Origin of the sequence: Pseudomonas simiae (genome assembly GCF_900111895.1) — a bacterium.
Taxonomy (GTDB): Bacteria; Pseudomonadota; Gammaproteobacteria; order Pseudomonadales; family Pseudomonadaceae; genus Aquipseudomonas; species Aquipseudomonas simiae.
Genome location: NZ_FOKB01000001.1, coordinates 550,578 through 572,699, shown reverse-complemented (window position 1 = coordinate 572,699; position 22,122 = coordinate 550,578). Strand labels below are relative to the sequence as shown.

The following is a 22,122-nucleotide window of genomic DNA, read 5'->3' as shown; positions in this document are numbered from 1 at the left end:
AATGAAAACCGCGTTGCGTACGCTGCTGCTCTGCCTTGCCACTCCCGCCCTCGCGGCCGAGAGCCCCGTCGGCTTCAGGACCGCCACCCTGCCCGACGCGCAGAGCAGCCGCCCGTTGGAGATGGTCGTCTGGTATCCCGCGGCAACCACCGCCAAACCCGTGCTGATCGCCGACAACGCCGTCTTCATCGGCGCCCTCGCTGTGCCCGATGCAACGCCGGCTGCCGGTGAACACCCGCTGATCGTGCTCTCCCACGGCTACGGCGGCAATTGGGGCAAACAGGTGTGGCTGGCCAGTGCCTTGGCGCACAACGGTTACGTGGTGGCGGCGGTGAATCACCCCGGCACCACCACCAAAGATCGCAGCCCGCAGACCGCCGCTCAGTTATGGAAACGCCCGGCTGACCTGAGCCGCGCCATCGATGCGGTCCTGGCCCAGCCCAAGCAATTTGGCGCGGTGGCGGAACACCGGATTGCCGTAGTAGGCCACTCCCTCGGCGGCTGGACCGCGTTGGAGATTGCCGGCGCACGCTTCGATCCCGACCTGTTCACGAAGGAATGCAACGCACACCCGAAGCTCGGCGGCTGCATTGGCTACCACGAGATGAACCCCGCCGGCACAGCCGAAGGCAAAGCCCAGTTGGCCGCGGACTTGAGCGACAAACGCGTCACCGCCATTGTGTCTTTGGACCTGGGCCTCGCGCGCGGCTTCACCGACGCCAGCCTGGCCGCACTTCCCGTACCGGCGCTGGTGATTGCGGGCGGCGTGCCAACGGAGGATATGGACCCGAACCTGGAGTCCGCCGCCTTGGTCAAGCGCCTGCCAAAAGCCTCGACCCAATACGTGGAGATCGGCGATGCCACTCACTTCACGTTCATGTCGATCTGCAAGCCGGGCGGGATGGAGTTGATTGAAGAAAGTTCACCTGGGGACGGCATGATTTGCCGGGATGGTGAAGAGGCTCGGCCCAGGGCAGAAATCCAACAACAGGTGGTAGGCCTGATCACTGCGTTCCTGCAGCAATCGTTCAACCATTGATCAACTGAGTCACCCATGGAGAGCAACATGCAAGAAAGCGAAGCGTTGAGAGGGTTACGAGGCTGGCTCGTGCTCATTGTAATAGGCCTGGTCATCTCGATTTCCCGCACGGCCTATAGCCTTCTCGCGGTGCATTACCCTCTTTTTGCAGATGGCACTTTTACCGTGCTGTCTACGCCTGGGACGACGCTGTACAACCCGTTGTGGGCGCCGATTTTGGTGTCGGAAGCGCTGATTAATGGGTTGTTTGTCGCCACCTACGCCTACCTCATTTACCTTTTCATCTCCGAGCACTATCTATTCCCCAAGGTTTATATCGCGACGGTGATTGCGTCGGCGGTGTTCATTCCCCTCGATGCCTGGGTGTGCTCACTGGTGTTCGTAGATGAACCCATTTTCGACTCCAACACGACAAAAGAGCTGGCACGGACATTGATTACCTTGTTCATCTGGGTGCCTTACATGCTGGTATCCAAACGGGTAAAGGCAACGTTTGTCATGCATAAGCCGCAGAGAGCGGACGCGCACACGGCCGTTATCTCTTGAGCGTGCATGGCTAACCCCAAGGACACCGCCTTCGCCTATCAATCGGTGTATCGCTACCTCGTCGAGTTGATCGAGGCCAGCTCAGCGCAAGGCGAGCAAAAACTACCGTCCCTGCGCCAATTGGCGCAGCGCCTCGGCGTGTCGGTGTCGACCACCAAATACGCCTATTCGTTGCTGGAGGATGAGGGACGGGTCTACGCCCGGCCCAAGCTCGGTTATTTCACGCGGTTGATACCCGCGCCTTTATCGACTGAACGCTCATCCAACCTGCTCGACCAGGTCTTCGCCAACTCCCGCCAACCGGGCATGCTAGCCCTGAGCGCCGACGTCCCGGCCATCCTGCTATCGCTGGAAAACCCGCTGCTGATGATCGAGCGCGAACTGGCCCGCCACTACCCGCGTGCCCTTACACCGCAGTACCTGCCCTACGGCGAGCCCGAGCTGCGCGCAGCGTTGGCCGAGCGCTACACCTGTTCCACGGACCACTATTGGCAGGCCGGTCAGGTGTACATCGGCGCGGACCTGCACAGCGTGCTGGAGCTGTCGCTTAACGCCCTGGACCTGGCCGGCACCGTGGCGTTGGTGGAATCACCGTGTTCGTGGGCGATCCTGCGCCAGTTGCAGGCGGCGAACATCCGTGTGATCGAACTGCACCTGGACGCCGACGGCCGCTTCGACCTGCACGCCCTGAATGAACGGCTCGAACATGAGCCCATCCGCCTGGCGGTACTGTCATCCACCGTGAACATTCCCCACGGCAGCCGCATGCCGAGCGAAGATAAACAGCAGATCTGCCGGTGGCTGGCGGAACGGGACATCTGGTTGTTCGAAAACGACACCTACGGCGACTTGTATTTCGCGACCCAACCGGCGCGCTACCGCGACTTTGCCGACCCACAGAGGCTGCTGGTGTTCTCGACCTTCGATAAGGTGATCGGCTCGGAGGCACCCTACGGTTATGTGTTGTGCCGTGGGTGTGGGCCGCAGTTGCAGCGTATGTTCCTGGAGCGGGCGTTTCGCCTCTCACCGATCCGTCAGAAAGCGATCGCCAAGCTGTTCACTTCCAAGCGCATCGACGCGCACCTGCACAAGCTGCGGGCCTTGTTGCACGACTGCATGATCCGCATGAAAAACCTGCTGGACCAATACGCCAGGGGTGCCTTTGAGGTCATGACTCCACAAGGCGGGGCGTGCTTCTGGCTTGCGGCGATGTGCCCGGTCGACATGCGCCGGGTGTTCGAACACCTGCTGGTCGAGCGCATCGTCATCGCCCCCGGTGAACTGTTCAGCCAGCAAGGCAGCTGGAAACAGCACCTGCGCCTGAGCTTCACCCTCGATTGGAGCAAGGATATCGCCCAGGCCGTGGAGCAGTTGTCGCAGGCGATTCGTCAGAGTCCGTAGCAGTGCCGCGCCTCTGGGAACCGGCCGTGACGTACCTCTTCGGCGAACCGCTCGCAGGCGTCGCGGATCACTGCCCCCACATCCGCATACTGTTTGACGAAGCGCGGCAGGTGTTCACCGCCCAGGCCCAGCACATCTTCAGTGACCAGCACCTGGCCGTCGCAGGCCGGTGAAGCACCGATGCCGATGGTCGGCATTTTCGAGTCGAGGGTAATCTGACGCGCCACACCTTCAGCCACCCCTTCAAGCAACAGGCTGAAGGCACCCGCCTGCAGATTGGCGCGCGCGTCTTCGGCAATCCGCGCGCCGGCCTCAGCGGTGAGGCCCTGGGCCTTGAAGCCGCCCATCACGTTGACGAATTGCGGCATCAGCCCCACATGAGCCATTACCGGAATACCCCGCGCCACCAGGAATTCGACGGTGCCGGCCAAGGCCTGGTTGGCCTCCAGCTTGACGGCATCGCAGCCGGTGCGCGCCAGTACCTGGGCGCAATTGCGAAAGGCCTGCTCATTGGATTCCTGATAACTGCCAAACGGCATGTCGGCAATGACACACGCCAGCCGGGTGCTATCGACCACAGCGCGGGTGTGGCCGATGATTTCTTCAAGCTGCATGCTCAAGGTCGAGGGCCGGCCATAGCCGACCATCGCCGTGGAATCACCGACCAGGATGAAATCGACCACGGGGTCGATCAACTTGGCGATGGCACTGGAGTAGGCCGTCAGGGAGACGATCTTCTGCTGGCCTTTCATGGCGACCAGTTGCGGGACTGTCAGACGTTTGGTGCGGGTGTGGATGCTCATCCGTGTCTTCCGTTATGCGCTGGAGCACCCGATTATTGGCGAAAGGCCAGGCGATTCAATGCACAGATCGGCGCTAAAAAGCGACCCAGTGAACGAAACTGGTATCATCCCGGCCCTGTACAACCCGGGTAGAACGACATGAACCGCCAGAAAAAACTCCAGCAGCTCTTCAAGGAAAAAGCCAAGAAGGCCAACGCCAAATTGGCGCCGAAGAAAAAGGACAAGTACATCAGCAAAGCGGACCGGGAAAAGCTGGCGGCTGAAGCGGCTCAGGCGCCAGACAACGCCCCGGAAAACTGATTCAGCAACCGCTCAACGCCACCTGCGGTCGCTCACCCGCAAAGAACAACGGCCGCAGCCGTACACCCACGCTGTTGCCGATAAACGCCGCCACCAACCATACCCAGCCATGCAGGCTGCCCGAGGCGATGCCGCTGAAATACGCGCCGATGTTGCAGCCGTAGGCCAGGCGCGAGCCGTAACCGAGCAGCAGGCCGCCGATCACCGCCGCCACCAGAGAGCGCGTTGGAATCTTCAGGCTGGGGGCGAAACGCCCGGCCAGGCCGGCGGCCAACAGGGCACCGAGGACGATGCCGATGTCCATTACGCTAGTGATGTCCTCCCACACCGGCGCAGCAAGCGCCTTGGCGTTGCCCGGCATCTGCCAGAACGCCCAACTGGCCACGTCCACCCCCAGGCCGCTGGCGACTTTGGCCCCCCACAAGGCAAACGCCGAGGTAATGCCCCAAGGCCGACCTGCCAGTGCCAGGGTGGTGTAGTTGAGCAAGGCCAGGCCGATTGCGCCCCACACCAACGGCCACGGGCCGCGCAGGAAGCGGTGCAGGCCTTGATGCTCACTTTTAACGCCCTCCTCCAATTGACCATGACGGCCCTTCTCCAGGCGCACGGTCACCAGCGCAATGATCGCGAACACCGCCAGGCTCAAGCCCATCGCCGGCACTACGCCGAAGATCTTGACGATGGACACCGCCGGGAATGACGGCAGCGCAAACCACCAGTCCACGTGGTGCGTGGCGATCAGCGAACCACAGATAAAGAAGAACAACGTCACCAGCATGCGCGCATTACCGCCGCCCACGGTGAACAGCGTGCCCGACGCACACCCGCCGCCCAACTGCATGCCGATACCAAAGATGAACGCCCCGAACACCACCGAAAGCCCGGCCGGCGCCACCAGCCCGACCACCGGCTGCCCGAACAAACTGCCGGCCCCCAACGCCGGGAAGAACAACAGCACCGCGATCGCCAGCATCACCATCTGCGCACGCAAACCGGCGCCACGGCGATCATTGATGAACACGCGCCAGGCCGAGGTGAACCCGAAGGCGGCGTGGTAGAGCGTCAAGCCCAGTGCCGCGCCGACCACCAGCAACAGCACCTGGCGTGAGCCGACGCTGTTTTGCAGGAACAGGGCGCCCAGCACCAGGATGATAAAGGCCACCAACGGCGCGAGGGGCCTGCGCGCGGGGGTGAGAGGGAGAGAGGTGCTCATGGGGTATCCCGGTAGGTTTGAATGAGTTGATTGCCAGGGCGCTAGTATAAGCCCTAAGCCCTCCCCTCAAACAAAGCGGACTGCTGCCTATCAAAGCAACAGCCGCTTACCGTGATGCTCATGGGTGATTCTTCAGATTGGGTCTTCCCCATTCAACCATCTATTCAGTTGTTTAAGTGTAAGCGTGTCCAATCCCTTACTCTCAAAATCAATCCCAAACCCCTTTCTTTTTCTTGCGTAATTTTTAGATGAGCGCAGGTCACTAATGATAGTCTTCGCACTTTCATATCTAAGTCGTTGCTCAGCGCTTCCAATTCTTTCAAGAATTCCTCGACAGAGCTGTTCAGGATCAGGAAGAACAGGGAAAAGCATTCTCTTTTTTATTATTTTTATTTCGACAGACTTCATCACCTCTGCAACTAACGGCTCAGAACGACTCTTCGCCACATCCGTTTCCAATTGTTGTAAAAAATCGCAAACATGAAGACTTGACTTATAGGCAAAAAAATCTAAAACCAAGCCATATATATGAGTCACCACGACTAGCCAATCACGAACTGCAGAGTTCAACTCCATATGTAACGGAGACGCCAACTCTCTTTCTATTTTATTTTTCGCCTTAGCATCCTTCCCAAGCTCTTGTTTATTTATAAAAATGTAAGATACACCTTCAAAATCTGAAAAAATATCAATTGGAACAGAGCTAAAATGCTGACAGTAATTCCTTAAAACCTCAAAGATACGATAATTAAAATCCTCATCATAATAATAACCCAATATCAACCTTAACTGCCTATAGCGTCGTTTTTCATTCTTTTCATGGTGACGCTTTAAGATATCAATAAACAGCTTGTGCGCATTGAGAAGATTCAACAGCGAGTTTTGCACCCGAGTTCTTTTGGCAAAAATAGTTTGTGTATCAGTTGACGCAGTAAGATCTAATAACTCTGCCAAATCTGAAGTCAGCACCTGATGATTGCGCCAAACAGCGTCAGACAACGAATGAAAGAAAATATAATTTCGTATATCCCGATATTTCTCATCTTGCTCCATGAGCTTTATATTACAAGCGAGATTCAACTTTTCTTTCATCCAGCAAAACCCTTAAACGTTCACACGAGGTTAATAGCAGAGCCGTAGCCCTGCCCTCATTAAAATCTAAAAAGTCTACTTTTTTAGGCAATTCCTTGCCTGCTGCACTGCATCAAACCAGCGATACGCCACCATTACCGCAAGTACCACCACACACTCCAGCGCTATATACCCCCACGAAACCACCCCATTGGAATTCTCTAGGATAAAGCCGGGAACCAACTGCAACGGGGTGTCTCTATACACAGTATTTAGGGTGGTAGATGCCGCCACCTTTAAAACGTCAGTCGATAACATCACACAGAGAAAAGCCATAATCGAGCTATGTATTAGAAATGACAACCGGCGACTACATCCGGCATATGAAACTGCCATACCAACCAAAAGTAAAACCAGCGCAGACAAATAAGAAACCAAGCTCATCCACTCACTATACTTATAGGTAAGTAAAATCACGCCGGTAGCAACCAGCGCGCCTAATGCAACAGAAAGCATATCGACAAGCCCGGATTTAAAACCGGAAACAAAATGCTTTTCTTTAGGTAAATTATCACTCATCTCAAACTCCCTTTGATTTAACCAACCACTTAAAAATACCCTGATCTGCGAGATTTACCGATTATTCTCGCAAAAAGAGGTGTGACGCAGAGAAACTGTTACGGCGTAAAATAGCCATATGCCACCATTCATTATGCCGCACTACTAATGGGATGGGAACCAAGCCATGTCATGTCAAGGTTTGTTGTTTCATGCAGGCGTTGACCGGCAATGCTCCCCAGGTACCGCCGGCTTGTGGAATATTTCTCAATGTATCAGGTACGCCCCACCGACCCCGACACCGGAAGATCCCCCAACAACCTGAGCCCGGTGCTCTTCACAAACGTCTCATAGTCCATTGGCTTTTGAATGCGTGTTTCCGCATTGGGCAGCACATACGCCCAGGCGCGTTTGCTTGAGGCGTCGTACACCAGCTTGAACAGGCGCGTCGGCACCCAGACCTTGTTGGCGCCGATGGTGCCGTAGCCAGGGTCGAACAGCGGGCCGGTGAACACGTACACATCGCCGCCGGCGCGCACGGCAAACTTGCGTACGTCGGCCTCGACCTTGCTCCAGATTTTGCGGTTGTTGGTGGGGTCCTGGGGCACCATGTTCGACAGCGCAAATGACTGCGCCATGGCGTTGGCATTCGGCGCATCGGCGGCTGGGGATTGGTGGCCACGGTCCACGGCCGGATGCTGAGCGCGGTAGTCACTCAACTCCGCACGACCGCTTTTGGGAATACGTGGGTCGGCGTAAAACTGATTGGTGCGCTCCTCGCCCTTGGCGTCTTTCAGAAGTGCGGCATTCAGGCGCTCGACCACCACCAGAGGGGTCTTGCTGGTTTGCGAATAGAGCACTGCGAAATGGTCGGAGCACAGGGCCAGGGGTTTCATCGCGGCCGGGACGGTGGCGGTCTTGATCGGGGTGGCGGGGAACAGGTCGGCGCAGCTGTCGAAGGTGAGCTGTTTTTCCTGTTTGGAATAGAGGTCCGGCAGGCTTCGGGCGTTGGCCCCGGAAGAAAGCAAAACAAGGGCGGTCAGCCCAACGGCAATTTTGCGTAGGTACATGCATTAAATCTTCGAAAGGGAGTGAAGCGACAGGCTCCGTCGAGCGGAGCCAAGTGGATGATATTGCGAGGGTTATTGACTGGCGAATGTCGGATTAGTGCCCGACCGCTGTGGGTTTTCCCGCATCCCGCGCGCCCGGCTTGAAACCATAGGCGCTGGCCCCCCAGGCAATCGCCAGCGATACGCCGATCAGCACCAGCATCGCCCACGGAAATGAGGCCACACCCCAGGTGTCCAGCAATACCCCGCCGACCACACCGCTGCCGGCGATCGCGCTGTTCCACGCCACCACATTCAGCGACAGCGCAACGTCAGCGCCATCTCCCGCCGCATCAGCCAGGGCGGTTTGCAGCAATGTCGCGGCGCCCCCGAAACTCAGGCCCCACACCGCTACGCCGAAGTAGATCACCACGGGTACATTCCCGAGCAAGCCGAACACCGCGCTCATCGCCGCAAAGGCCACCAGGCTGACCAGCACGGTCCGACGCAGCAGCGGCTCGACCCATTTGGCCGTGAGCCAGATTCCCGCCAGCGCGGCCACCCCGAACACCAACAACACCAGGTCAACCCGATCCGCCAAGCCAGCCGGCGCCACGAACGGTGCGATGTAGGTGTACAGAATGTTGTGCGCCAGCATCCAGCTGATTACCACCGCCAACACCGGCCGTACGCCCGGTGTGGTCAACACCTTGCCCAGGGACAAACGTTGATGCGTAGGTTGAGGCGCATAGTCCGGGACTTTCACCAGCACCCACACAATCAGCACCAGGCTCACCGCCGACATCAGGCCAAAGGTTGTGCGCCAGCCGACCAACCCACCCAGCCACGTGCCCAACGGCACACCCAACGACAGCGCGATCGGCGTACCAACCATCGCCAATGCCAGCGCCCTGCCCTGTTGATGCGGCGCCACCATGCGCCGGGCGTAACCGGCCAACAGGCTCCAGGCCAACCCCGCCGCCACACCGGCAAAGAACCGCGCCACCAGCGTCACGCCGTAATGAGACGACCATGCGGTGATGGAGTTGAACAGCAAAAAACCGACGATGGTCAGCAACAACACATTGCGCCGCCGCCAGCCACGGGTGGCGATGGTCATGGGGATCACCGCCAGCACCGAGCCCAAGGCATAGGCGGTGACCATTTGCCCGGCCATGGAGGGCGAAATCGCCAGGCCTTCGCTGATCAACGGCAACAAGCCCGCCGGCAGGGTTTCGGTGACGATGCAAATGAAGCCGGTCATGGCCAGGGCAAGCAATGCGCCGATGGGCAGGCGGTCGGATGACGCCGATAACGTAAGTGAAGGTGTCACAGAACACTCCTTGAGCGAGACTTAGATACTGATCGATACAAATGTTGCAACTGAGCGCGCCGCGTTGTCAACGACTTATGTATCGACTAGTATCTATATCGCTAGCCACCGGAGACTTGACATGGCACAGATGGGCCGCCCCCGTACCTTCGACCGCGAACGCGCTGTGGACCAGGCCTTGCACCTGTTCTGGCAACACGGCTACGACGCCACCTCCCTCGCCCAGCTCAAGGCCGGCTTGGGTGGCGGCATCTCCGCACCGAGTTTTTACGCGGCCTTCGGCTCCAAAGAGGCGCTGTTCGACGAATGCGTGCAGCGTTACCTGGCGACCTACGCCCGGGTCACCGAATGCTTGTGGGACGAAAGCCTGCCACCGCGTCAGGCGGTTGAAACGGCACTGCGCCAGTCGGCGCGCATGCAGTGTGAAGACGGGCATCCCAAGGGGTGCATGGTGGCGTTGGGGGTGATGAGCGCGCCGAGCCCGGATAACGCGCGGGTGGCAGATGGGTTGACGCAGTCGCGGCTGCGCACCCGCGCGGGGATTGTGGCGTGCGTAGAGCGGGCAATGCGCCTGGGGCAGTTGCCACAGACCGTCAACCCGGCCGTGATGGCAACGGTGTTTGACAGCTTCCTGCAGGGCATTTCGATTCTGGCGCGGGACACTGTGCCCCATGCCACTATCGACGCGGCCATCAGCCAACTGCTGCTGACCTGGGATATCGCCGCCTCTACTGCGCCGCCCATTCGTCCCGACACTGCATCAGGAAATCCACAAACGCCCGCACCCGATGCGGCACATATCGCCCATGGGGATACAACAAGGTAAACGGCCGCGAGCGCCCACCAAACGGCTGCAACACCTCCACCAGGCTACCGTTGGCCAGCGCCTGCTCGACGATGAACTTGTAGGTCTGAAACAGCCCCGCGCCATGCATGGCCAGGGTCACACCCCCCAGCACATCGTCGGAGCAGCTGTACCCCGCCTCCCCCGCATACTCCTGCGCCTTACCGTCTACCTGGAACAGCCATGAGATCCGACGACCATTGCTCGGCAGTTCGTACTGGATGCATTCATGGGCGGATAAATCCTCCAGCGTCTGTGGGATGCCAGCGCGCCTAAGGTAGGACGGAGATGCGACCACCACCAGCTCGCCGTCCTCCAGCAGGCGGGCAATCAGCGACGAATCCGGCTGGGCGCGCACGCGGATGGCCAGGTCATAACCTTCGGCGACGAAGTCGATATTGCGGTTGCTGATGTGGATATCCACCGTGACTTGCGGGTACAGCGCACGAAACCTCGGCAATAGCGGCAGCAAGCGGTGATGGGCGTAGGTGGTGGGAATGCTGATGCGCAGCAGGCCAGACGGCACGGCCTGCGCGCCCATCACTTCCTGCTGAGCTTCCACCAACTGGGTCAGGGCCTGGCGGCATTGCTCGAAGAAGGTCCGGCCGCTGTCGGTCAGTCGGATGCTGCGGGTGGTGCGCACAAACAACCGTGAACCCAAGCGTTCTTCCAGGCGCGAGACACTGCGGCTGACCGCTGCGGGGGTCACACCGGCAACCTGCGCGGCAGCGGTGAAGCTGCTGGCTTCGGCAGCGAGGCAAAAGAGTTCGATACTGCCGAGCTGCAAATCTTCGAAATGGCGTTTCATGATCGCTCCCTAGAACAACAGCCGCGAGAAATTGCAGCACGCTTGTGCCAGTTGCGCCACCTCTTGATTCAACCCGTATTGCCGGTCCATCCGGTGCAACGCCACATACTGGATATCCGGCAGCACCGGCTCTGTGACCAACGCGCGCAAGGTGCCTTGCTCGATCAGATGGGACAGGCATGCCAAGGGCAGGTAGCTCACGCCGATCCCCGACAGCGCCAACCCGGCTTGCACCAGCAGGTTGTGGCTGGTGAGGGTACGGGGCAGTTGCACGTTGTTTGCCGCCAGCCAGCGCTCGTAGATCATCCCGGTTCCCGACTGTGCGCCCTGGGTAAGCACGGTGTAGCTGGCCAAGGTCTCGAGGCTGATGGGGTCGACGTCCGGGATCAGGCCAGGGGAGCACATCCAGGCGTTTTTCACGCATTGCAGGGGGGTGCTGTGGAAGCGCGGATCGCTGTAGACGTCGGGCACGATCACCAGGTCCAACTGGTCGCTTTCCAGTTTGCGAAACAGCTCGCTGCTGAGTTCCACCGACGGCTCGATCTGCACCTTGGGGTAGGTCTGGCGCAGCGCCTCCACCAACGCCGGCAGCCAGGTCAGTGCAGTGAGTTCAGTGACGCCCAGGCGAAACCTGCGCACTAGCACTTCACGGGCGCTGACCCGCTCCAGTAACTGGTCGCGACTGTTGAGCAGGTCGCGGGCGTAGTCCAGCAACTCGCCGCCCTTTTCCGTCAACCGTGCGTTGCGCTTGCTGCGGTCGAAAATCTCCACATCGAAGGTTTCTTCCAGCTCCTGGATGCGCTTGGAGATCGCTGACTGCGACATGTTCAGCTTGTTGGCCGCCGCTTCAAAACTGCCCAGTTCAGCGATCCAGTAAAGCGCGTCGATTTGCTTGAAGGTGATCATGGCGAGGCTATCATGAAAAAAATCGATGCTATCACATCATAAAATATCGCTAAAACTCTCCGATCATCACTCCTAAGATCCGGCCATAGCCCATCGCTATCCAAACGACTCTGGAGATTTGCCATGTCCTTGCCCGGTTCACGCATCCTTCCCAACGCCCCCATGGCCCCGGCCGAACTGGTCGAGGCATTCGCTCAGGTGGTGACCCCACACATCAGCGACAACCTTGGCCGGCATATCGGCGCGCGCGGCCTAACGCGCTACAACCGCAGCGGCAAACTGGTGGGCACGGCGATCACGGTGAAGACCCGACCTGGCGACAACCTGCTGATCTACAAAGCCATGAGCCTGCTGCAACCTGGTCACGTACTGGTGGTGGACGGCCAGGGCGATACCAGTAACGCGGTGATCGGTGAGCTGGTCAAGCTCTACGCCCAGCAACGTGGTTGTGTGGGCTTTGTGATCGACGGTGCGATCCGCGATGTCGCCAGCTTTGACGACACGCCCTGCTACGCCCGCGCCGTGGTGCACACCGGCCCCTACAAGACTGGTCCCGGTGAAGTGAACGTGCCGGTGTCCATCGGTGGCATGCTGGTCAACCCCGGCGATCTGGTGGTGGGTGATGAAGACGGCCTGGTCGCGTTTTCCCAGGCCGACGCCGCCGAAGTGCTGCGCCGTGCCGCGCAACATGCCGAACATGAAGAGGCCGTCAAAGCCGAGATCGCCAGCGGTGCCGTGCGCCAGAGCTGGATCGACAAGGTCCTGGACCACGCAGGGTTGGCGCCATGAAGCACTTTTTGTCTGACCGCGTCCTGGGCATCGCGCCCTCCCCCAGCATTGCCGCCAATGCGTTGGTGACCGAACTGCGCGCCCAAGGCCGCGATATCGTCAATTTCACCGTGGGCGAGCCGGACTTCGACACCCCGGCGCATATCCTTGCGGCGGCCAGCCAGGCGATGCACAACGGCGACACCCACTACACATCCACCACCGGCACCCTCGCCCTGCGCCAGGCCATCTGCCTCAAGCTGCAGCAGGACAACGACCTGGCCTACGGACTGGATGAAGTGGTGGCCGGTTGCGGCGGCAAACACGTCATCTACCATGCGCTGGCCGCCACGCTGAATCGGGGTGATGAAGTCATCGTGCACACGCCTTATTGGGTGTCGTACCCGGACATTGCACGGCTCAACGATGCAACACCGGTGATCATTCCCGGCGATGAAAGCCTGGGTTTCAAGCTGTCCCCCGACGCCCTTGAACAGGCGATCACGGCGCGCACCAAATGGGTGATCCTCAACAGCCCGAACAACCCCAGTGGTGCGGTGTACAACGAGACCGAATTGCTCGCGCTGGCGCAGGTGTTACGTCGTCATCCCCATGTGCTGATCATGGCTGACGAGATCTACGAACACTTCATCTACGGCAGGGCCCGGCATGTGCCATTGACGCGCCTGGCGCCCGACCTCAAGCCGCGCACGCTGATCGTCAACGGCGCGTCCAAAGGCTATGCGATGACCGGTTGGCGCCTGGGTTTCGGTGCAGGCCCGGCCTGGCTGATCGCGGCCATCGCCAAGCTGCTGTCGCAAACCACTACCTGCCCCAGCTCCCTCAGCCAGGCCGCCGCCGTGGCCGCATTTACAGGCGACCAGGCGCCCATCGCCGCTATGCGCGAGGAATACCAGCAACGCCGCGCACGCATGCTGGCTCTGCTGGCGGACATCCCCGGCTTGAGCTGTACCCCACCAGACGGCGCGTTCTATGTGTTCGCCAACGTGAGCGGGCTGATGGGCAAGCTCACCCCGCAAGGTGATCGCCTCGACAGTGACACCCAACTGGTGGACTACCTGTTGCGTGACTACGGCCTGGCCACAGTGAGCGGTGCGGCGTATGGCATGTCGCCCTATGTGCGCCTGTCCTTCGCAAGCTCGTCAGAAGTGATCGAAGAAGGTTGCCGTCGTCTCAAGGACGCGTGCCGCGACCTGCGCTGACGCCCTTTGCTGCACCCGGCGGCCACCGGACGGCCGCTGTTTTGACTGCCTAGAACAACAACTTAAAAATCATTGATCTCAAATGAGGCATTCCTATGCACACGCCCCGTATCGCGCTGGTCTGGCAAATCATGATCGGCTTGCTTGCCGGCATCGCCATTGGTGCCCTGTTGCACCAGCTCCCCGAATCCCGGCCGTGGCTGGTGGACAATCTCCTGCAACCGGCGGGCGATATCTTTATCAAGCTGATGAAGATGATCGTGGTGCCCATCGTGTTTGCCTGCATGGTGGTGGGCATTGCCGGGCACGGCGACGGTAAATCCCTGGGCCGTATCGGCGCGCGCTCCCTGGGGTATTTTTTCTGCATCACCACCTTGGCGATCATTGTCGGGCTGGTGCTGGGCAATCTGCTCAAGCCGGGGGCCGGCACTGAACTGTCGAGCCTGCATGCAGCGTCTATCACTCTGCCTACCAGCAGCGGCGCAGGTCACAGCCTGGGGCAGATTATCGTCGGGATCACCCCAGATAACGTGATCAGTGCCATGGCCCAGGGCAGCCTGTTGTCGGTACTGTTTTTTGCGGTGATGTTCGGCCTTGGCGTGGCACGCCTGCCCGCCGAGCGCAAAGACCCGGTGATCGCGCTGCTGCGAGGCGTGTCGGATGCCATGTTCAAGGTCACGTCGATGATCATGGCCTACTCACCCATCGGCGTGTTCGGCATGATCGCTGTGACCGTGGCCAACTTCGGATTTGGTTCGTTGCTGCCGTTGGCCAAGCTGATCATGGTCAGTTACGTGTCTATCGCGTTCTTTGTACTGGTGGTGCTCAACCTGGTGGCGCGCCTGTGCGGGATCAATCTGTTTGCCTTGATGCGCCATATCAAGGATGAACTGATTTTGGCCTTTTCCACGGCGAGTTCAGCGTCGGTCATGCCGCAATTGATGAAGAAGCTCGAGACCTACGGCGTGTCGCCTTCGCTGGTGAGCTTTGTGGTGCCGGTGGGTTACTCGTTCAACCTCGACGGTGCCTCGCTGTTCCTTGGGATCGGCACGCTGTTCGTGGCGCAGCTATACGGAATCGACCTGAGCCTTGGGGATCAGGCGCTACTGGTGGTGACCATGGTGCTCACTTCAAAGGGGGCTGCGGGTGTGCCGGGGTTCATGTTCGTGATTCTCTCCGCAACGCTCGCCAGTGCCGGATTGCCATTGGAAGGGATCGCGTTTATTGCCGGGGTGTATCGCTTGATGGAGATGCCGACTACCGCACTGAACGTGCTGGGCAACGCGCTGGCGCCGTTGGTGATTGCCAAGTGGGAGGGCCGTGACGCTAAGGCGACGCACGAACCGAGCGCCAAGAATGTGCCTTCACGGTAGCAAGGGTCTTACGAATAAAGGCGCTCCAAAGAGCGCCTTTATTCATTTCAACTCACTGCTCGCCGATGGATTTTACCTCAGCCTTGGCAGCGCCACCGATGGCAATGCGTTTAGGCTTGGCTTCCTCCGGCACGACCCTGAGCAGGTCGATGCTCAGTAAGCCATTGGAAAGCTGTGCGCCTTGCACTTCGATGTGGTCAACCAGGCGGAACGACAGGCGGAACGCGCGCTGAGCGATGCCCTGGTGCAGGTAGGTGATACCTTCATTGTGTTCGCGTTTGCCGCCAGCGACGGTCAACACGCCCTTTTCCACCTGGATTTCCAGGTCATCTTCCACCAGGCCTGCGGCCGCAATGACGATTCGGTAGTGGTCCTCGCCATGCTTTTCGACGTTGTGCGGTGGGTAGGTGGTACCGGCCTCGCTGCGAAGCGCCGATTCGAAAAGGTCGTTGAAACGGTCAAAGCCGACGGAATGGCGGAACAGTGGGGCCAACGAAAGAGTAGTAGCCATTGCAAAATCTCCTGAGGTTTCTCCAAGTGATTTGGTACGCGACCCGTATTCGGCATCGCGTAAAGCCTAAGTAGGTTCAGGCTTAAAATTTTCAAGCGGCGCCCACAAAAAAAATTTACCCGATGCGATAAGCCCCCGACGAAAGGCTCACACACCTACGCGCGAGGACGGTCGTGGGATCAACCAAGGCGACCCGGTGGGCACCGATTTCAAACACGTCACAATGCGCCAGTACCAGAGGCAACTCGGTACACCCAAGGATCAGCACCTTCGCCCCCTGTTCACACAGATGCTCCGCCGCCAGCAGCAACTGCTCGCGGCACACGCCCTGGGTAAACCCCGCCTTGATCCCCCGCTCGCCGTAGATCGCCTCCATCACCAACGCCTGGTAATCAAAACCGGGGGTGATCAGTTCCAACCCCGAACGTCGCGCGGCCTGGTGATAGACCTGGCTTTGCAGCGTGCCTGAAGTCGCCAGCAAGCCAACCGCCTGGCCACGCCCATAGGTGTGCACAATCCACTCCACCGTCTCGCTGAGCATGTTGACGATGGGCACGCGCAAGTGCGCCTGGATGCGCTCGACAAACGCATGGGCAGTGTTGCACGGGATCGCGATGGCTTGGGCGCCGGCGCTTTCCAGGCGTTTGCAGGTGGCGAACAGGGCCAGGGTAGGGTCAGTTTCGTCGCGCAACAGGTTGGCGGTTCTATCAGGTATCTGCGGGTTCTGCTCCACCACCATCTTGATATGGTCCTGGTCCTTGCCTGCCGGCGTGTGGGCGACCACCTTGCCCATGAAGTCCACGGTCGCCGCGGGCCCGACGCCACCGACGATGCCCAGTTTGAACGGCGACTGGCGCGTCGGACCGTCGGCCTGGGTGGCGAACTCGGCGTAGATCTGGTTGATGTCGAGCACGCTGATACCACGCCGTTGCAGATCGCCGCACACCAGCGACAGCTCGGTCATGCCCGGCACGATCACCGTGGCGCCCTGCCCCTGCAATGACAAGCACGCCTGGTACACCGACTCCAGCGGCACGCCATCGAGGTGGCCGTCCTTTATGCCGTTGACGCCGTACATCGCCTCCATCAGCGCGACCTGGGCGTGGTCCTCCGGATACACCAGGTTAAAGTGCTGACCGAGGTGCTTTTCAAACAGACCACAGTGGCGCACGAAGTCCGACGCGATCACCCCCAAGGTGGTGCCCGGTGCAACACAACGCAGGATGTGCCGGACGAGCGCCTGCATCATGTCCAGCACGGGGATGCCCAGTTCCTGCTGGATTTCCTCGCGAAAGGTCTGGCTGGCGAAACAGGGTAGCAGCACGGCATCCACACCGCTGTCTTCAAAGGTCTTGCACACCTGGAACACATAGAATTTGCGCGCGGTCATGCTCGCATGGCGATCCAGGGGCAGCCGCACATCCTTGAACGGGTGCTGCTCGAATAGGAAATGATAACGGTCCTGGTCTTCCAGCACGGCCCTGGATTTGACCAGCTTGTAGAACAGATCGCCGCCCGCCAGCGAGCCGAGCCCGCCGACGATGCCCAATCGAGAAGTGGTGGTCATGCGCGCGCCCCCTGCGGCAGCTCAGCGGGTTCTTCTTCGGCCTCGGATTTCGCGACCACTGCCGTGGCGATGCTGTTGCCCACCACGTTGGTGGCGGTGCGCGCCATGTCGAGGAACTGGTCGATGCCGATGATCAGCAGCAGGCCGGCTTCGGGCAGGTTGAACATCGGCAAGGTCGCCGCGACCACCACCACCGAGGCCCGCGCCACGCCGGCCATGCCTTTGCTGGTGATCATCAGCGTCAGCAGGATCAGCAGTTGCTGGGTGAAACTCAGGTCGATGTTGTAGGCCTGGGCGATAAACATGATCGCGAATGCCTGGTACATCATCGAGCCGTCAAGGTTGAAGGAATAGCCCAGCGGTAACACGAAACTGGACACACGCTTCGGGGCGCCGAATTTCTCCAGGGCCTCCATGGTTTTCGGGTAGGCCGACTCGCTGCTGGCCGTGGAAAATGCCAGCAGGATCGGCTCGCGGATCAGCTTGCCGAGGGTGAACACCGAGCGCCCGAGAAACAGGTAGCCGGCGGCGAACAGCAAGACCCAGAGCAAGGCGATGCCCAAGTAGAATTCGGCGATCAGCTTGGCGTAATCCGCCAGCAGGCCCAGGCCGTTGGTGGTGATCGCCGAGGCGATGGCGGCAAATACGCCGATCGGCGCGAAGGCCATCACGTAGTCGGTGATCTTGAACATCACCTTGGCGAGTTCGTCCACGGTGTCGGTGATACGCGTATAACCCGCACGTTTGACGCCGGCCAGGGCGAAGCCGAAGAACAGCGAAAACACCACGATCTGCAAGATCTCATTGTTGGCCATCGCTTCGGCGATGCTGCGTGGGAACACATGACTGATGAAGGTCTTGAGGCTGAAGTCGCCAGTGTTGACCGGCACCGCCGCCGTGGCGTGCTGCACCACCTGCATATTTAACCCGGCGCCCGGCTGGAACAGGTTGACCAGCGCCATGCCAAGCATCAGCGAGACCAGCGACGCCGTGACAAACCAGAGCATCGCCCGCATCCCGATGCGACCCACCGAACGCGAGTTGCCCATGCTCGCAATGCCCCCCACCAGGGTGGCGAACACCAGCGGTGCAATGATCATCTTGATCATGCGCAGGAAGATATCGGTGACCATCGAAAAGTACCCGGCCAGCGCCTTGGCCGCTTGTTCGCTGCCGGCATAGTGGTGACACGCCCAACCCACCAGCACGCCCAGGGCGATGCCGACTGCAATACGACGCGGGAGTTTGTTCTTGTTCACAGGTGCGGCCCTCGGATGGCTTTTGTTGTATGCAGCGGATTCTAGGGACCGCCCCCGCTCCCCATGATGAGTAATCCGGCTAACCCCATGCGCTTTTGGAATAGTTTGCAAAAAGCCAGGCCTGGCCTGGGCGTGACCGCTTACACTCCTGGCTCATCGCCTGGAGAACCGGCATGCAGATCAAATGGTTGGATGACCTCTTGGCCATCGCCGAGTGGAAGAACTTTTCCCGCGCCGCCGAAGTGCGCTGCGTGACCCAGTCGGCCTTGTCGCGGCGCATTCGCTCATTGGAAGAATGGGTGGGTGTCGAGCTGGTCGACCGCGGCACCTACCCGGTGCAACTCACCGCCGCAGGGGTCGCCTTTTGCAGCGAAAGCCGCGATGCCCTCGCCGGCCTCATGCGCCTGCGCGCCAGCCTGCGCGAAGTGGAGCGCATGCCGGGACGCTCGATCCAGGTGACCGCCGGCCACAGCCTGTCGATGACCTTCCTGCCCAAGTGGCTGGCGCAGTTCCAGCGACACGCCGAGCAGTTCAATGCGCGGGTGGTGGCGGCGAATATTCATGATGCGGTGATTGCACTGGAGGAAGGCAGCTGTGACCTGATGATTGTCTACCACCACCCGCTGGCGCCTATCCTGCTGGACGCGGAACGCTTTGGCAGCCTGGCCCTGGGGCATGATGCATTTATCCCGCTGTGCGCACCGGACAAACGCGGCCGGCCGCTCTATCGCCTGCCGGGAAATGCAGGGAAACCCGTGCCGCATCTGGCGTACACCGCCACGACGTTCCTGGGTCGGGTTGCGGAAATCGTGATCAAGAATGGCCCTGCCCCCGCGGTGCTGGAACGCTGCTACGAAGCTGACATGGCCATGCTGCTGATGCGCATGGCGATCGAAGGTTACGGCGTGGCGTGGCTGCCGCAGAGCGCGGTGGTCGATGAGCTTGAACGTGGCGTGCTGGTGCGCGCCGCAGGTGAGGAATGGAGTACGCGTCTGGAAATTCGCTCGTACTGCGCGATTGAAAACCAAAACCCGACGATGCGGAAGTTGTGGCGCACACTGGAAGGCTGGCGGGCGGAAATTTGATACAGCGGTAAAAATCGCGACTTTATCTTGCGCATTGACATATCGGTAAATCTCGATATCCTCGCGACATGGACCTACTCGAAATATTCAAAGCCCTCTCAAACCGTACTCGACTCGAAATCCTGAAAGGTTTGAAGGATCCCGAAAAGTACTTCCCGCCACAGGATGAAGGGGACGTTCATACCGTGGGCGTCTGTGTCAGCAGTATTCAGGAGGGCGTCGGGCTGTCGCAGTCAACCGTGTCTGATTATCTGGCCACGCTGCATCGGGCAGGCCTGATCGAAACACGGCGCATTGGCCAGTGGACCTACTACAAGCGAAACGAAGCAACCATCAGTGCGCTTGCCGAGATCATTGGCAAGGACCTGTAATTTTTTGCTCCAGGATATCGAGATTTCCCGATATCCCTTTTTACCGAAACGAGGTGAGGCAATGAAAGCGCAGATACTTAAGTCGTTTGGCAGCCCGGATTCGTTCGAACTCTGCGAGGTGCCCAAGCCGGTACCGCACACCGGGCAAGTGCTGGTTCGGGTTCACGCAACGTCCATCAACCCTTTGGATTATCAGGTGCGACGTGGCGACTATGCCGACCTGGTGCCCCTCCCCGCCATCACCGGCCACGACGTCTCCGGTGTTGTCGAAGCCATCGGGCCGGGCGTGACCAACTTCGCACCAGGCGACGAAGTCTGGTACACCCCGCAGATCTTCGACGGCCCCGGCAGTTACGCCGAATACCATGTAGCGGCCGAGAACATTGTGGCAAAGAAGCCTCTCTCGTTAAGCCACCTTGAGGCGGCCAGCCTGAGTCTGGTTGGCGGTACCGCATGGGAAGCGCTGACCGTGCGCGCGGCACTGCGGGTGGGCGAAAGCATCCTGATACATGGCGGCGCTGGGGGTGTCGGCCATGTGGCAATCCAACTGGCAAAAGCTATCGGTGCAAAGGTGTTCACTACCGTGCGCGAGGCTAATGCTGAGTTCGTTAAACGCATGGGCGCCGATGTGATCATCGACTACGAAAAGGAAGACTATGTCGACGCCATCATGCGGGAAACGGCTGGCCGTGGAGTCGATGTGGTATTCGATACCCTCGGCGGCAACACACTGTCGCGCAGCCCTGATGCGCTCGCGCAAATGGGCCGTGTGGTCTCGATCGTGGACATCTCCCAGCCGCAAAACCTGGTCCAGGCCTGGGGCAAAAATGCGAGTTATCACTTTGTGTTCACGCGGCAAAATCGCGGCAAGCTGGATGAGTTAAGCAGCTTGGTCGTACAGGGTCAGTTGCGCCCGCATGTCGGCGCGGTCTATGCGCTTGCCGACATTGGACTCGCCCATGCGCGGCTGGAGAGCCGCAACAACGGCGTCCAAGGGAAGATTGCGATTGCCGTCGCGCCTATTGAAGGCGCCACGCCATGATTTACGAGATCGCCCTGCTGCCCGTTCACAAACAACACATCGATGCATTCCGACTGGCATTTGCGGAGGTCGCACCGTTGCTCAGCCGCGCGAAAGGCTACTTGGGCCATTTGCTCGCGCAAGGCATCGAAACGCCGGAGCGATTCAACCTGATCGTGCGCTGGGAATCGCTCGAAGACCACACACCGGGCTTCGAAGCGAGTGAAGACCATCGGGTGTTCATGTTGGGGCTGGAGAACTATTTTTCGGACGAGCCGCAGGTGTATCACATTGAGGGGCTGGAGTTTGCTGGATGCGCCGGCTTGTGCCTATCGACTCAACATTCAAGGCTTTAAGCAGGGTGCCGCTGGAATCTGCTTCCAGTGCGAGAAGTCTTCTTCCAGAAACTCACTCAACGCATCTATTTTGTCGGCGTAAAGCGCCCGCAATAGCTCAGCCAAACCAGGAGGCAGCGCATGGCGACTGCCTTCGAACACCGGCTGCGAAAGTTCACAGCGATGCGCATCGGTAAAAAAACCATCCAGCCCGATATGGTTCAACACCCGATTAGCCAAAACCACGGGATCTTTGACGATCTCCTCATAGCGCGCAATCAGGAGTTGCTCCCGTGGATAGACCCCCATCCAGTTCTTCAGGCAAGTCGCATAATCGCCCCGTAGCAGCGACCCTTGTGATTTAAAATGATCTATAAACCACTGATCAGAAGCCTCCGAATACTCCATCTCAGCCCTACGCAAAGCCATGCGTGCCGATGACCACGCACGGTCCATGGGGTTACGCATGAGAAAAACGATGCGTAATGCAGGAAAATGAGAGTAAACCTCTCTAATGGTTTCCGGCGACAGGATGGCGTAAGCAGGCGTGATGTCGCCGGCAGTTCGACCCTCGACATTAAACAAGCCGTGATACCAAGCCACGCCGTTGGCGATGTTTGAATCCCAGAAGTGAACTTCCTTACCACCGGGAAAGCAAATCGATGGGTGTTTATTCAATACTTCATACAACCAACTGGTACCGCTTTTTTGCGCGCCGATACCGACAAATTTCAACAT

At 59.4% G+C, this 22,122-nt stretch carries 24 protein-coding genes; 12 read left to right on the top strand and 12 right to left on the bottom strand.

Going from position 1 to position 22,122, the window contains the following annotated elements:
- The first annotated feature begins 1 nt into the window (after position 1).
- The 3 genes from BMZ57_RS02560 to BMZ57_RS02550 are packed head-to-tail and all read left to right on the top strand — an operon-like array spanning position 2 to position 2,986.
- Positions 2 to 1,039, top strand: a complete 1,038-nt coding sequence (locus BMZ57_RS02560; RefSeq protein ID WP_069672426.1) for an alpha/beta hydrolase family protein — start codon at positions 2 to 4, stop codon at positions 1,037 to 1,039.
- A gap of 27 nt (positions 1,040 to 1,066) precedes the next feature.
- Positions 1,067 to 1,585: a DUF2569 domain-containing protein gene (locus BMZ57_RS02555; RefSeq protein ID WP_010208957.1), complete on the top strand. Its 519-nt coding sequence runs from the start codon at positions 1,067 to 1,069 to the stop codon at positions 1,583 to 1,585.
- A gap of 6 nt (positions 1,586 to 1,591) precedes the next feature.
- Positions 1,592 to 2,986, top strand: coding sequence for an aminotransferase-like domain-containing protein (locus tag BMZ57_RS02550; protein ID WP_010208955.1), 1,395 nt, complete (start codon positions 1,592 to 1,594; stop codon positions 2,984 to 2,986).
- On the opposite strand, the gene panB is transcribed toward BMZ57_RS02550, so the two are convergent.
- The gene (gene panB, locus BMZ57_RS02545; RefSeq protein ID WP_010208954.1) at positions 2,974 to 3,789 is read right to left on the bottom strand and encodes a 3-methyl-2-oxobutanoate hydroxymethyltransferase; all 816 of its coding nucleotides are present in this window, start codon (positions 3,787 to 3,789) and stop codon (positions 2,974 to 2,976) included. The genes BMZ57_RS02550 and panB overlap by 13 nt on opposite strands.
- A gap of 138 nt (positions 3,790 to 3,927) precedes the next feature.
- On the opposite strand from panB, the gene BMZ57_RS02540 reads away from it, so the two are divergent.
- Positions 3,928 to 4,089 carry a DUF2986 domain-containing protein gene (locus BMZ57_RS02540; RefSeq protein ID WP_010208953.1) on the top strand — a complete coding sequence of 54 codons (162 nt, stop codon included), beginning with the start codon at positions 3,928 to 3,930 and terminating at the stop codon, positions 4,087 to 4,089.
- 1 nt (position 4,090) lies between these two features.
- On the opposite strand, the gene BMZ57_RS02535 is transcribed toward BMZ57_RS02540, so the two are convergent.
- From BMZ57_RS02535 to BMZ57_RS02515, 5 genes are all read right to left on the bottom strand, one after another.
- Positions 4,091 to 5,302, bottom strand: a complete 1,212-nt coding sequence (locus tag BMZ57_RS02535) for a YeeE/YedE family protein (RefSeq protein WP_069672425.1) — start codon at positions 5,300 to 5,302, stop codon at positions 4,091 to 4,093.
- 132 nt (positions 5,303 to 5,434) lie between these two features.
- A complete protein-coding gene (locus tag BMZ57_RS02530) occupies positions 5,435 to 6,394 on the bottom strand; it encodes a hypothetical protein (RefSeq protein ID WP_042571822.1) in 960 nt (319 codons plus the stop codon).
- A 75-nt stretch (positions 6,395 to 6,469) separates the two neighbouring features.
- Complete coding sequence (locus BMZ57_RS02525; protein WP_069672424.1) at positions 6,470 to 6,952, bottom strand: hypothetical protein; 483 nt, start codon at positions 6,950 to 6,952, stop codon at positions 6,470 to 6,472.
- Between the two features lie 254 nt (positions 6,953 to 7,206).
- Entirely contained in the window at positions 7,207 to 8,001 is a 795-nt protein-coding gene (locus tag BMZ57_RS02520) for a DNA/RNA non-specific endonuclease (protein ID WP_042571824.1), read from the bottom strand.
- 94 nt (positions 8,002 to 8,095) lie between these two features.
- Positions 8,096 to 9,313, bottom strand: coding sequence for an MFS transporter (locus BMZ57_RS02515; protein ID WP_069672423.1), 1,218 nt, complete (start codon positions 9,311 to 9,313; stop codon positions 8,096 to 8,098).
- 121 nt (positions 9,314 to 9,434) lie between these two features.
- Between BMZ57_RS02515 and BMZ57_RS02510 the strand changes: the two genes are divergently transcribed.
- Positions 9,435 to 10,139 carry a TetR/AcrR family transcriptional regulator gene (locus tag BMZ57_RS02510; protein WP_021490772.1) on the top strand — a complete coding sequence of 235 codons (705 nt, stop codon included), beginning with the start codon at positions 9,435 to 9,437 and terminating at the stop codon, positions 10,137 to 10,139.
- Here the strand turns inward: BMZ57_RS02510 and BMZ57_RS02505 are convergent.
- Together BMZ57_RS02505 and BMZ57_RS02500 are read right to left on the bottom strand one after the other, a co-directional pair.
- The gene (locus tag BMZ57_RS02505; RefSeq protein ID WP_021490773.1) at positions 10,042 to 10,965 is read right to left on the bottom strand and encodes a LysR family transcriptional regulator; all 924 of its coding nucleotides are present in this window, start codon (positions 10,963 to 10,965) and stop codon (positions 10,042 to 10,044) included. The genes BMZ57_RS02510 and BMZ57_RS02505 overlap by 98 nt on opposite strands.
- 9 nt (positions 10,966 to 10,974) lie before the next feature.
- Entirely contained in the window at positions 10,975 to 11,871 is an 897-nt protein-coding gene (locus tag BMZ57_RS02500; protein ID WP_021490774.1) for a LysR family transcriptional regulator, read from the bottom strand.
- Between the two features lie 123 nt (positions 11,872 to 11,994).
- On the opposite strand from BMZ57_RS02500, the gene BMZ57_RS02495 reads away from it, so the two are divergent.
- From BMZ57_RS02495 to BMZ57_RS02485, 3 genes are all read left to right on the top strand, one after another.
- The gene (locus BMZ57_RS02495; RefSeq protein ID WP_069672422.1) at positions 11,995 to 12,660 is read left to right on the top strand and encodes an RraA family protein; all 666 of its coding nucleotides are present in this window, start codon (positions 11,995 to 11,997) and stop codon (positions 12,658 to 12,660) included.
- On the top strand, positions 12,657 to 13,862 hold the full coding sequence (locus tag BMZ57_RS02490; protein WP_010208938.1) for a pyridoxal phosphate-dependent aminotransferase: 1,206 nt from the start codon (positions 12,657 to 12,659) through the stop codon (positions 13,860 to 13,862). Before BMZ57_RS02495 ends, BMZ57_RS02490 begins: the two co-directional genes overlap by 4 nt.
- A 95-nt stretch (positions 13,863 to 13,957) precedes the next feature.
- Positions 13,958 to 15,235: a cation:dicarboxylate symporter family transporter gene (locus BMZ57_RS02485; RefSeq protein WP_069672421.1), complete on the top strand. Its 1,278-nt coding sequence runs from the start codon at positions 13,958 to 13,960 to the stop codon at positions 15,233 to 15,235.
- 52 nt (positions 15,236 to 15,287) lie between these two features.
- Here BMZ57_RS02485 and BMZ57_RS02480 read toward each other — a convergent pair whose 3' ends face one another.
- The 3 genes from BMZ57_RS02480 to BMZ57_RS02470 form a co-directional block, all read right to left on the bottom strand.
- Positions 15,288 to 15,746 (bottom strand): Hsp20 family protein, encoded by a 459-nt coding sequence (locus BMZ57_RS02480; protein ID WP_010208936.1) that lies wholly within the window; start codon positions 15,744 to 15,746, stop codon positions 15,288 to 15,290.
- Between the two features lie 115 nt (positions 15,747 to 15,861).
- On the bottom strand, positions 15,862 to 17,313 hold the full coding sequence (gene cuyB, locus BMZ57_RS02475; RefSeq protein WP_010208935.1) for a cysteate racemase: 1,452 nt from the start codon (positions 17,311 to 17,313) through the stop codon (positions 15,862 to 15,864).
- On the bottom strand, positions 17,310 to 18,572 hold the full coding sequence (locus tag BMZ57_RS02470) for a dicarboxylate/amino acid:cation symporter (RefSeq protein ID WP_010208934.1): 1,263 nt from the start codon (positions 18,570 to 18,572) through the stop codon (positions 17,310 to 17,312). Before BMZ57_RS02470 ends, cuyB begins: the two co-directional genes overlap by 4 nt.
- Before the next feature lie 173 nt (positions 18,573 to 18,745).
- Here BMZ57_RS02470 and BMZ57_RS02465 point away from each other — a divergent pair, with 173 nt between their 5' ends.
- The 4 genes from BMZ57_RS02465 to BMZ57_RS02450 all read left to right on the top strand — a co-directional run bounded on the left by BMZ57_RS02465 (position 18,746) and on the right by BMZ57_RS02450 (position 21,405).
- Positions 18,746 to 19,657, top strand: a complete 912-nt coding sequence (locus tag BMZ57_RS02465; protein WP_021490775.1) for a LysR substrate-binding domain-containing protein — start codon at positions 18,746 to 18,748, stop codon at positions 19,655 to 19,657.
- 68 nt (positions 19,658 to 19,725) lie between these two features.
- On the top strand, positions 19,726 to 20,028 hold the full coding sequence (locus BMZ57_RS02460; protein ID WP_010208932.1) for an ArsR/SmtB family transcription factor: 303 nt from the start codon (positions 19,726 to 19,728) through the stop codon (positions 20,026 to 20,028).
- A 61-nt stretch (positions 20,029 to 20,089) separates the two neighbouring features.
- Positions 20,090 to 21,070 carry a zinc-dependent alcohol dehydrogenase family protein gene (locus BMZ57_RS02455; protein WP_010208931.1) on the top strand — a complete coding sequence of 327 codons (981 nt, stop codon included), beginning with the start codon at positions 20,090 to 20,092 and terminating at the stop codon, positions 21,068 to 21,070.
- Positions 21,067 to 21,405: an antibiotic biosynthesis monooxygenase family protein gene (locus BMZ57_RS02450; RefSeq protein ID WP_010208929.1), complete on the top strand. Its 339-nt coding sequence runs from the start codon at positions 21,067 to 21,069 to the stop codon at positions 21,403 to 21,405. The genes BMZ57_RS02455 and BMZ57_RS02450 overlap by 4 nt, the downstream gene beginning before the upstream one ends.
- On the opposite strand, the gene BMZ57_RS02445 is transcribed toward BMZ57_RS02450, so the two are convergent.
- The gene (locus BMZ57_RS02445) at positions 21,394 to 22,122 is read right to left on the bottom strand and encodes a sulfotransferase family protein (protein WP_010208928.1); all 729 of its coding nucleotides are present in this window, start codon (positions 22,120 to 22,122) and stop codon (positions 21,394 to 21,396) included. The genes BMZ57_RS02450 and BMZ57_RS02445 overlap by 12 nt on opposite strands.

What these genes read in the sequence shown, in the direction of transcription:
- BMZ57_RS02535 (WP_069672425.1), bottom strand. Translation starts at nt 5,302, where the DNA reads ATGAGCACCTCTCTCCCTCTCACCCCCGCGCGCAGGCCCCTCGCGCCG.
- BMZ57_RS02530 (WP_042571822.1), bottom strand. Translation starts at nt 6,394, where the DNA reads ATGAAAGAAAAGTTGAATCTCGCTTGTAATATAAAGCTCATGGAGCAA.
- BMZ57_RS02550 (WP_010208955.1), top strand. Translation starts at nt 1,592, where the DNA reads ATGGCTAACCCCAAGGACACCGCCTTCGCCTATCAATCGGTGTATCGC.
- BMZ57_RS02480 (WP_010208936.1), bottom strand. Translation starts at nt 15,746, where the DNA reads ATGGCTACTACTCTTTCGTTGGCCCCACTGTTCCGCCATTCCGTCGGC.
- BMZ57_RS02540 (WP_010208953.1), top strand. Translation starts at nt 3,928, where the DNA reads ATGAACCGCCAGAAAAAACTCCAGCAGCTCTTCAAGGAAAAAGCCAAG.
- cuyB (WP_010208935.1), bottom strand. Translation starts at nt 17,313, where the DNA reads ATGACCACCACTTCTCGATTGGGCATCGTCGGCGGGCTCGGCTCGCTG.
- BMZ57_RS02455 (WP_010208931.1), top strand. Translation starts at nt 20,090, where the DNA reads ATGAAAGCGCAGATACTTAAGTCGTTTGGCAGCCCGGATTCGTTCGAA.
- BMZ57_RS02555 (WP_010208957.1), top strand. Translation starts at nt 1,067, where the DNA reads ATGCAAGAAAGCGAAGCGTTGAGAGGGTTACGAGGCTGGCTCGTGCTC.
- BMZ57_RS02460 (WP_010208932.1), top strand. Translation starts at nt 19,726, where the DNA reads ATGGACCTACTCGAAATATTCAAAGCCCTCTCAAACCGTACTCGACTC.
- BMZ57_RS02495 (WP_069672422.1), top strand. Translation starts at nt 11,995, where the DNA reads ATGTCCTTGCCCGGTTCACGCATCCTTCCCAACGCCCCCATGGCCCCG.
- BMZ57_RS02510 (WP_021490772.1), top strand. Translation starts at nt 9,435, where the DNA reads ATGGCACAGATGGGCCGCCCCCGTACCTTCGACCGCGAACGCGCTGTG.
- BMZ57_RS02525 (WP_069672424.1), bottom strand. Translation starts at nt 6,952, where the DNA reads ATGAGTGATAATTTACCTAAAGAAAAGCATTTTGTTTCCGGTTTTAAA.
- BMZ57_RS02560 (WP_069672426.1), top strand. Translation starts at nt 2, where the DNA reads ATGAAAACCGCGTTGCGTACGCTGCTGCTCTGCCTTGCCACTCCCGCC.
- BMZ57_RS02465 (WP_021490775.1), top strand. Translation starts at nt 18,746, where the DNA reads ATGCAGATCAAATGGTTGGATGACCTCTTGGCCATCGCCGAGTGGAAG.
- BMZ57_RS02490 (WP_010208938.1), top strand. Translation starts at nt 12,657, where the DNA reads ATGAAGCACTTTTTGTCTGACCGCGTCCTGGGCATCGCGCCCTCCCCC.
- BMZ57_RS02520 (WP_042571824.1), bottom strand. Translation starts at nt 8,001, where the DNA reads ATGTACCTACGCAAAATTGCCGTTGGGCTGACCGCCCTTGTTTTGCTT.
- BMZ57_RS02500 (WP_021490774.1), bottom strand. Translation starts at nt 11,871, where the DNA reads ATGATCACCTTCAAGCAAATCGACGCGCTTTACTGGATCGCTGAACTG.
- panB (WP_010208954.1), bottom strand. Translation starts at nt 3,789, where the DNA reads ATGAGCATCCACACCCGCACCAAACGTCTGACAGTCCCGCAACTGGTC.
- BMZ57_RS02505 (WP_021490773.1), bottom strand. Translation starts at nt 10,965, where the DNA reads ATGAAACGCCATTTCGAAGATTTGCAGCTCGGCAGTATCGAACTCTTT.
- BMZ57_RS02450 (WP_010208929.1), top strand. Translation starts at nt 21,067, where the DNA reads ATGATTTACGAGATCGCCCTGCTGCCCGTTCACAAACAACACATCGAT.
- BMZ57_RS02485 (WP_069672421.1), top strand. Translation starts at nt 13,958, where the DNA reads ATGCACACGCCCCGTATCGCGCTGGTCTGGCAAATCATGATCGGCTTG.
- BMZ57_RS02445 (WP_010208928.1), bottom strand. Translation starts at nt 22,122, where the DNA reads ATGTTGAAATTTGTCGGTATCGGCGCGCAAAAAAGCGGTACCAGTTGG.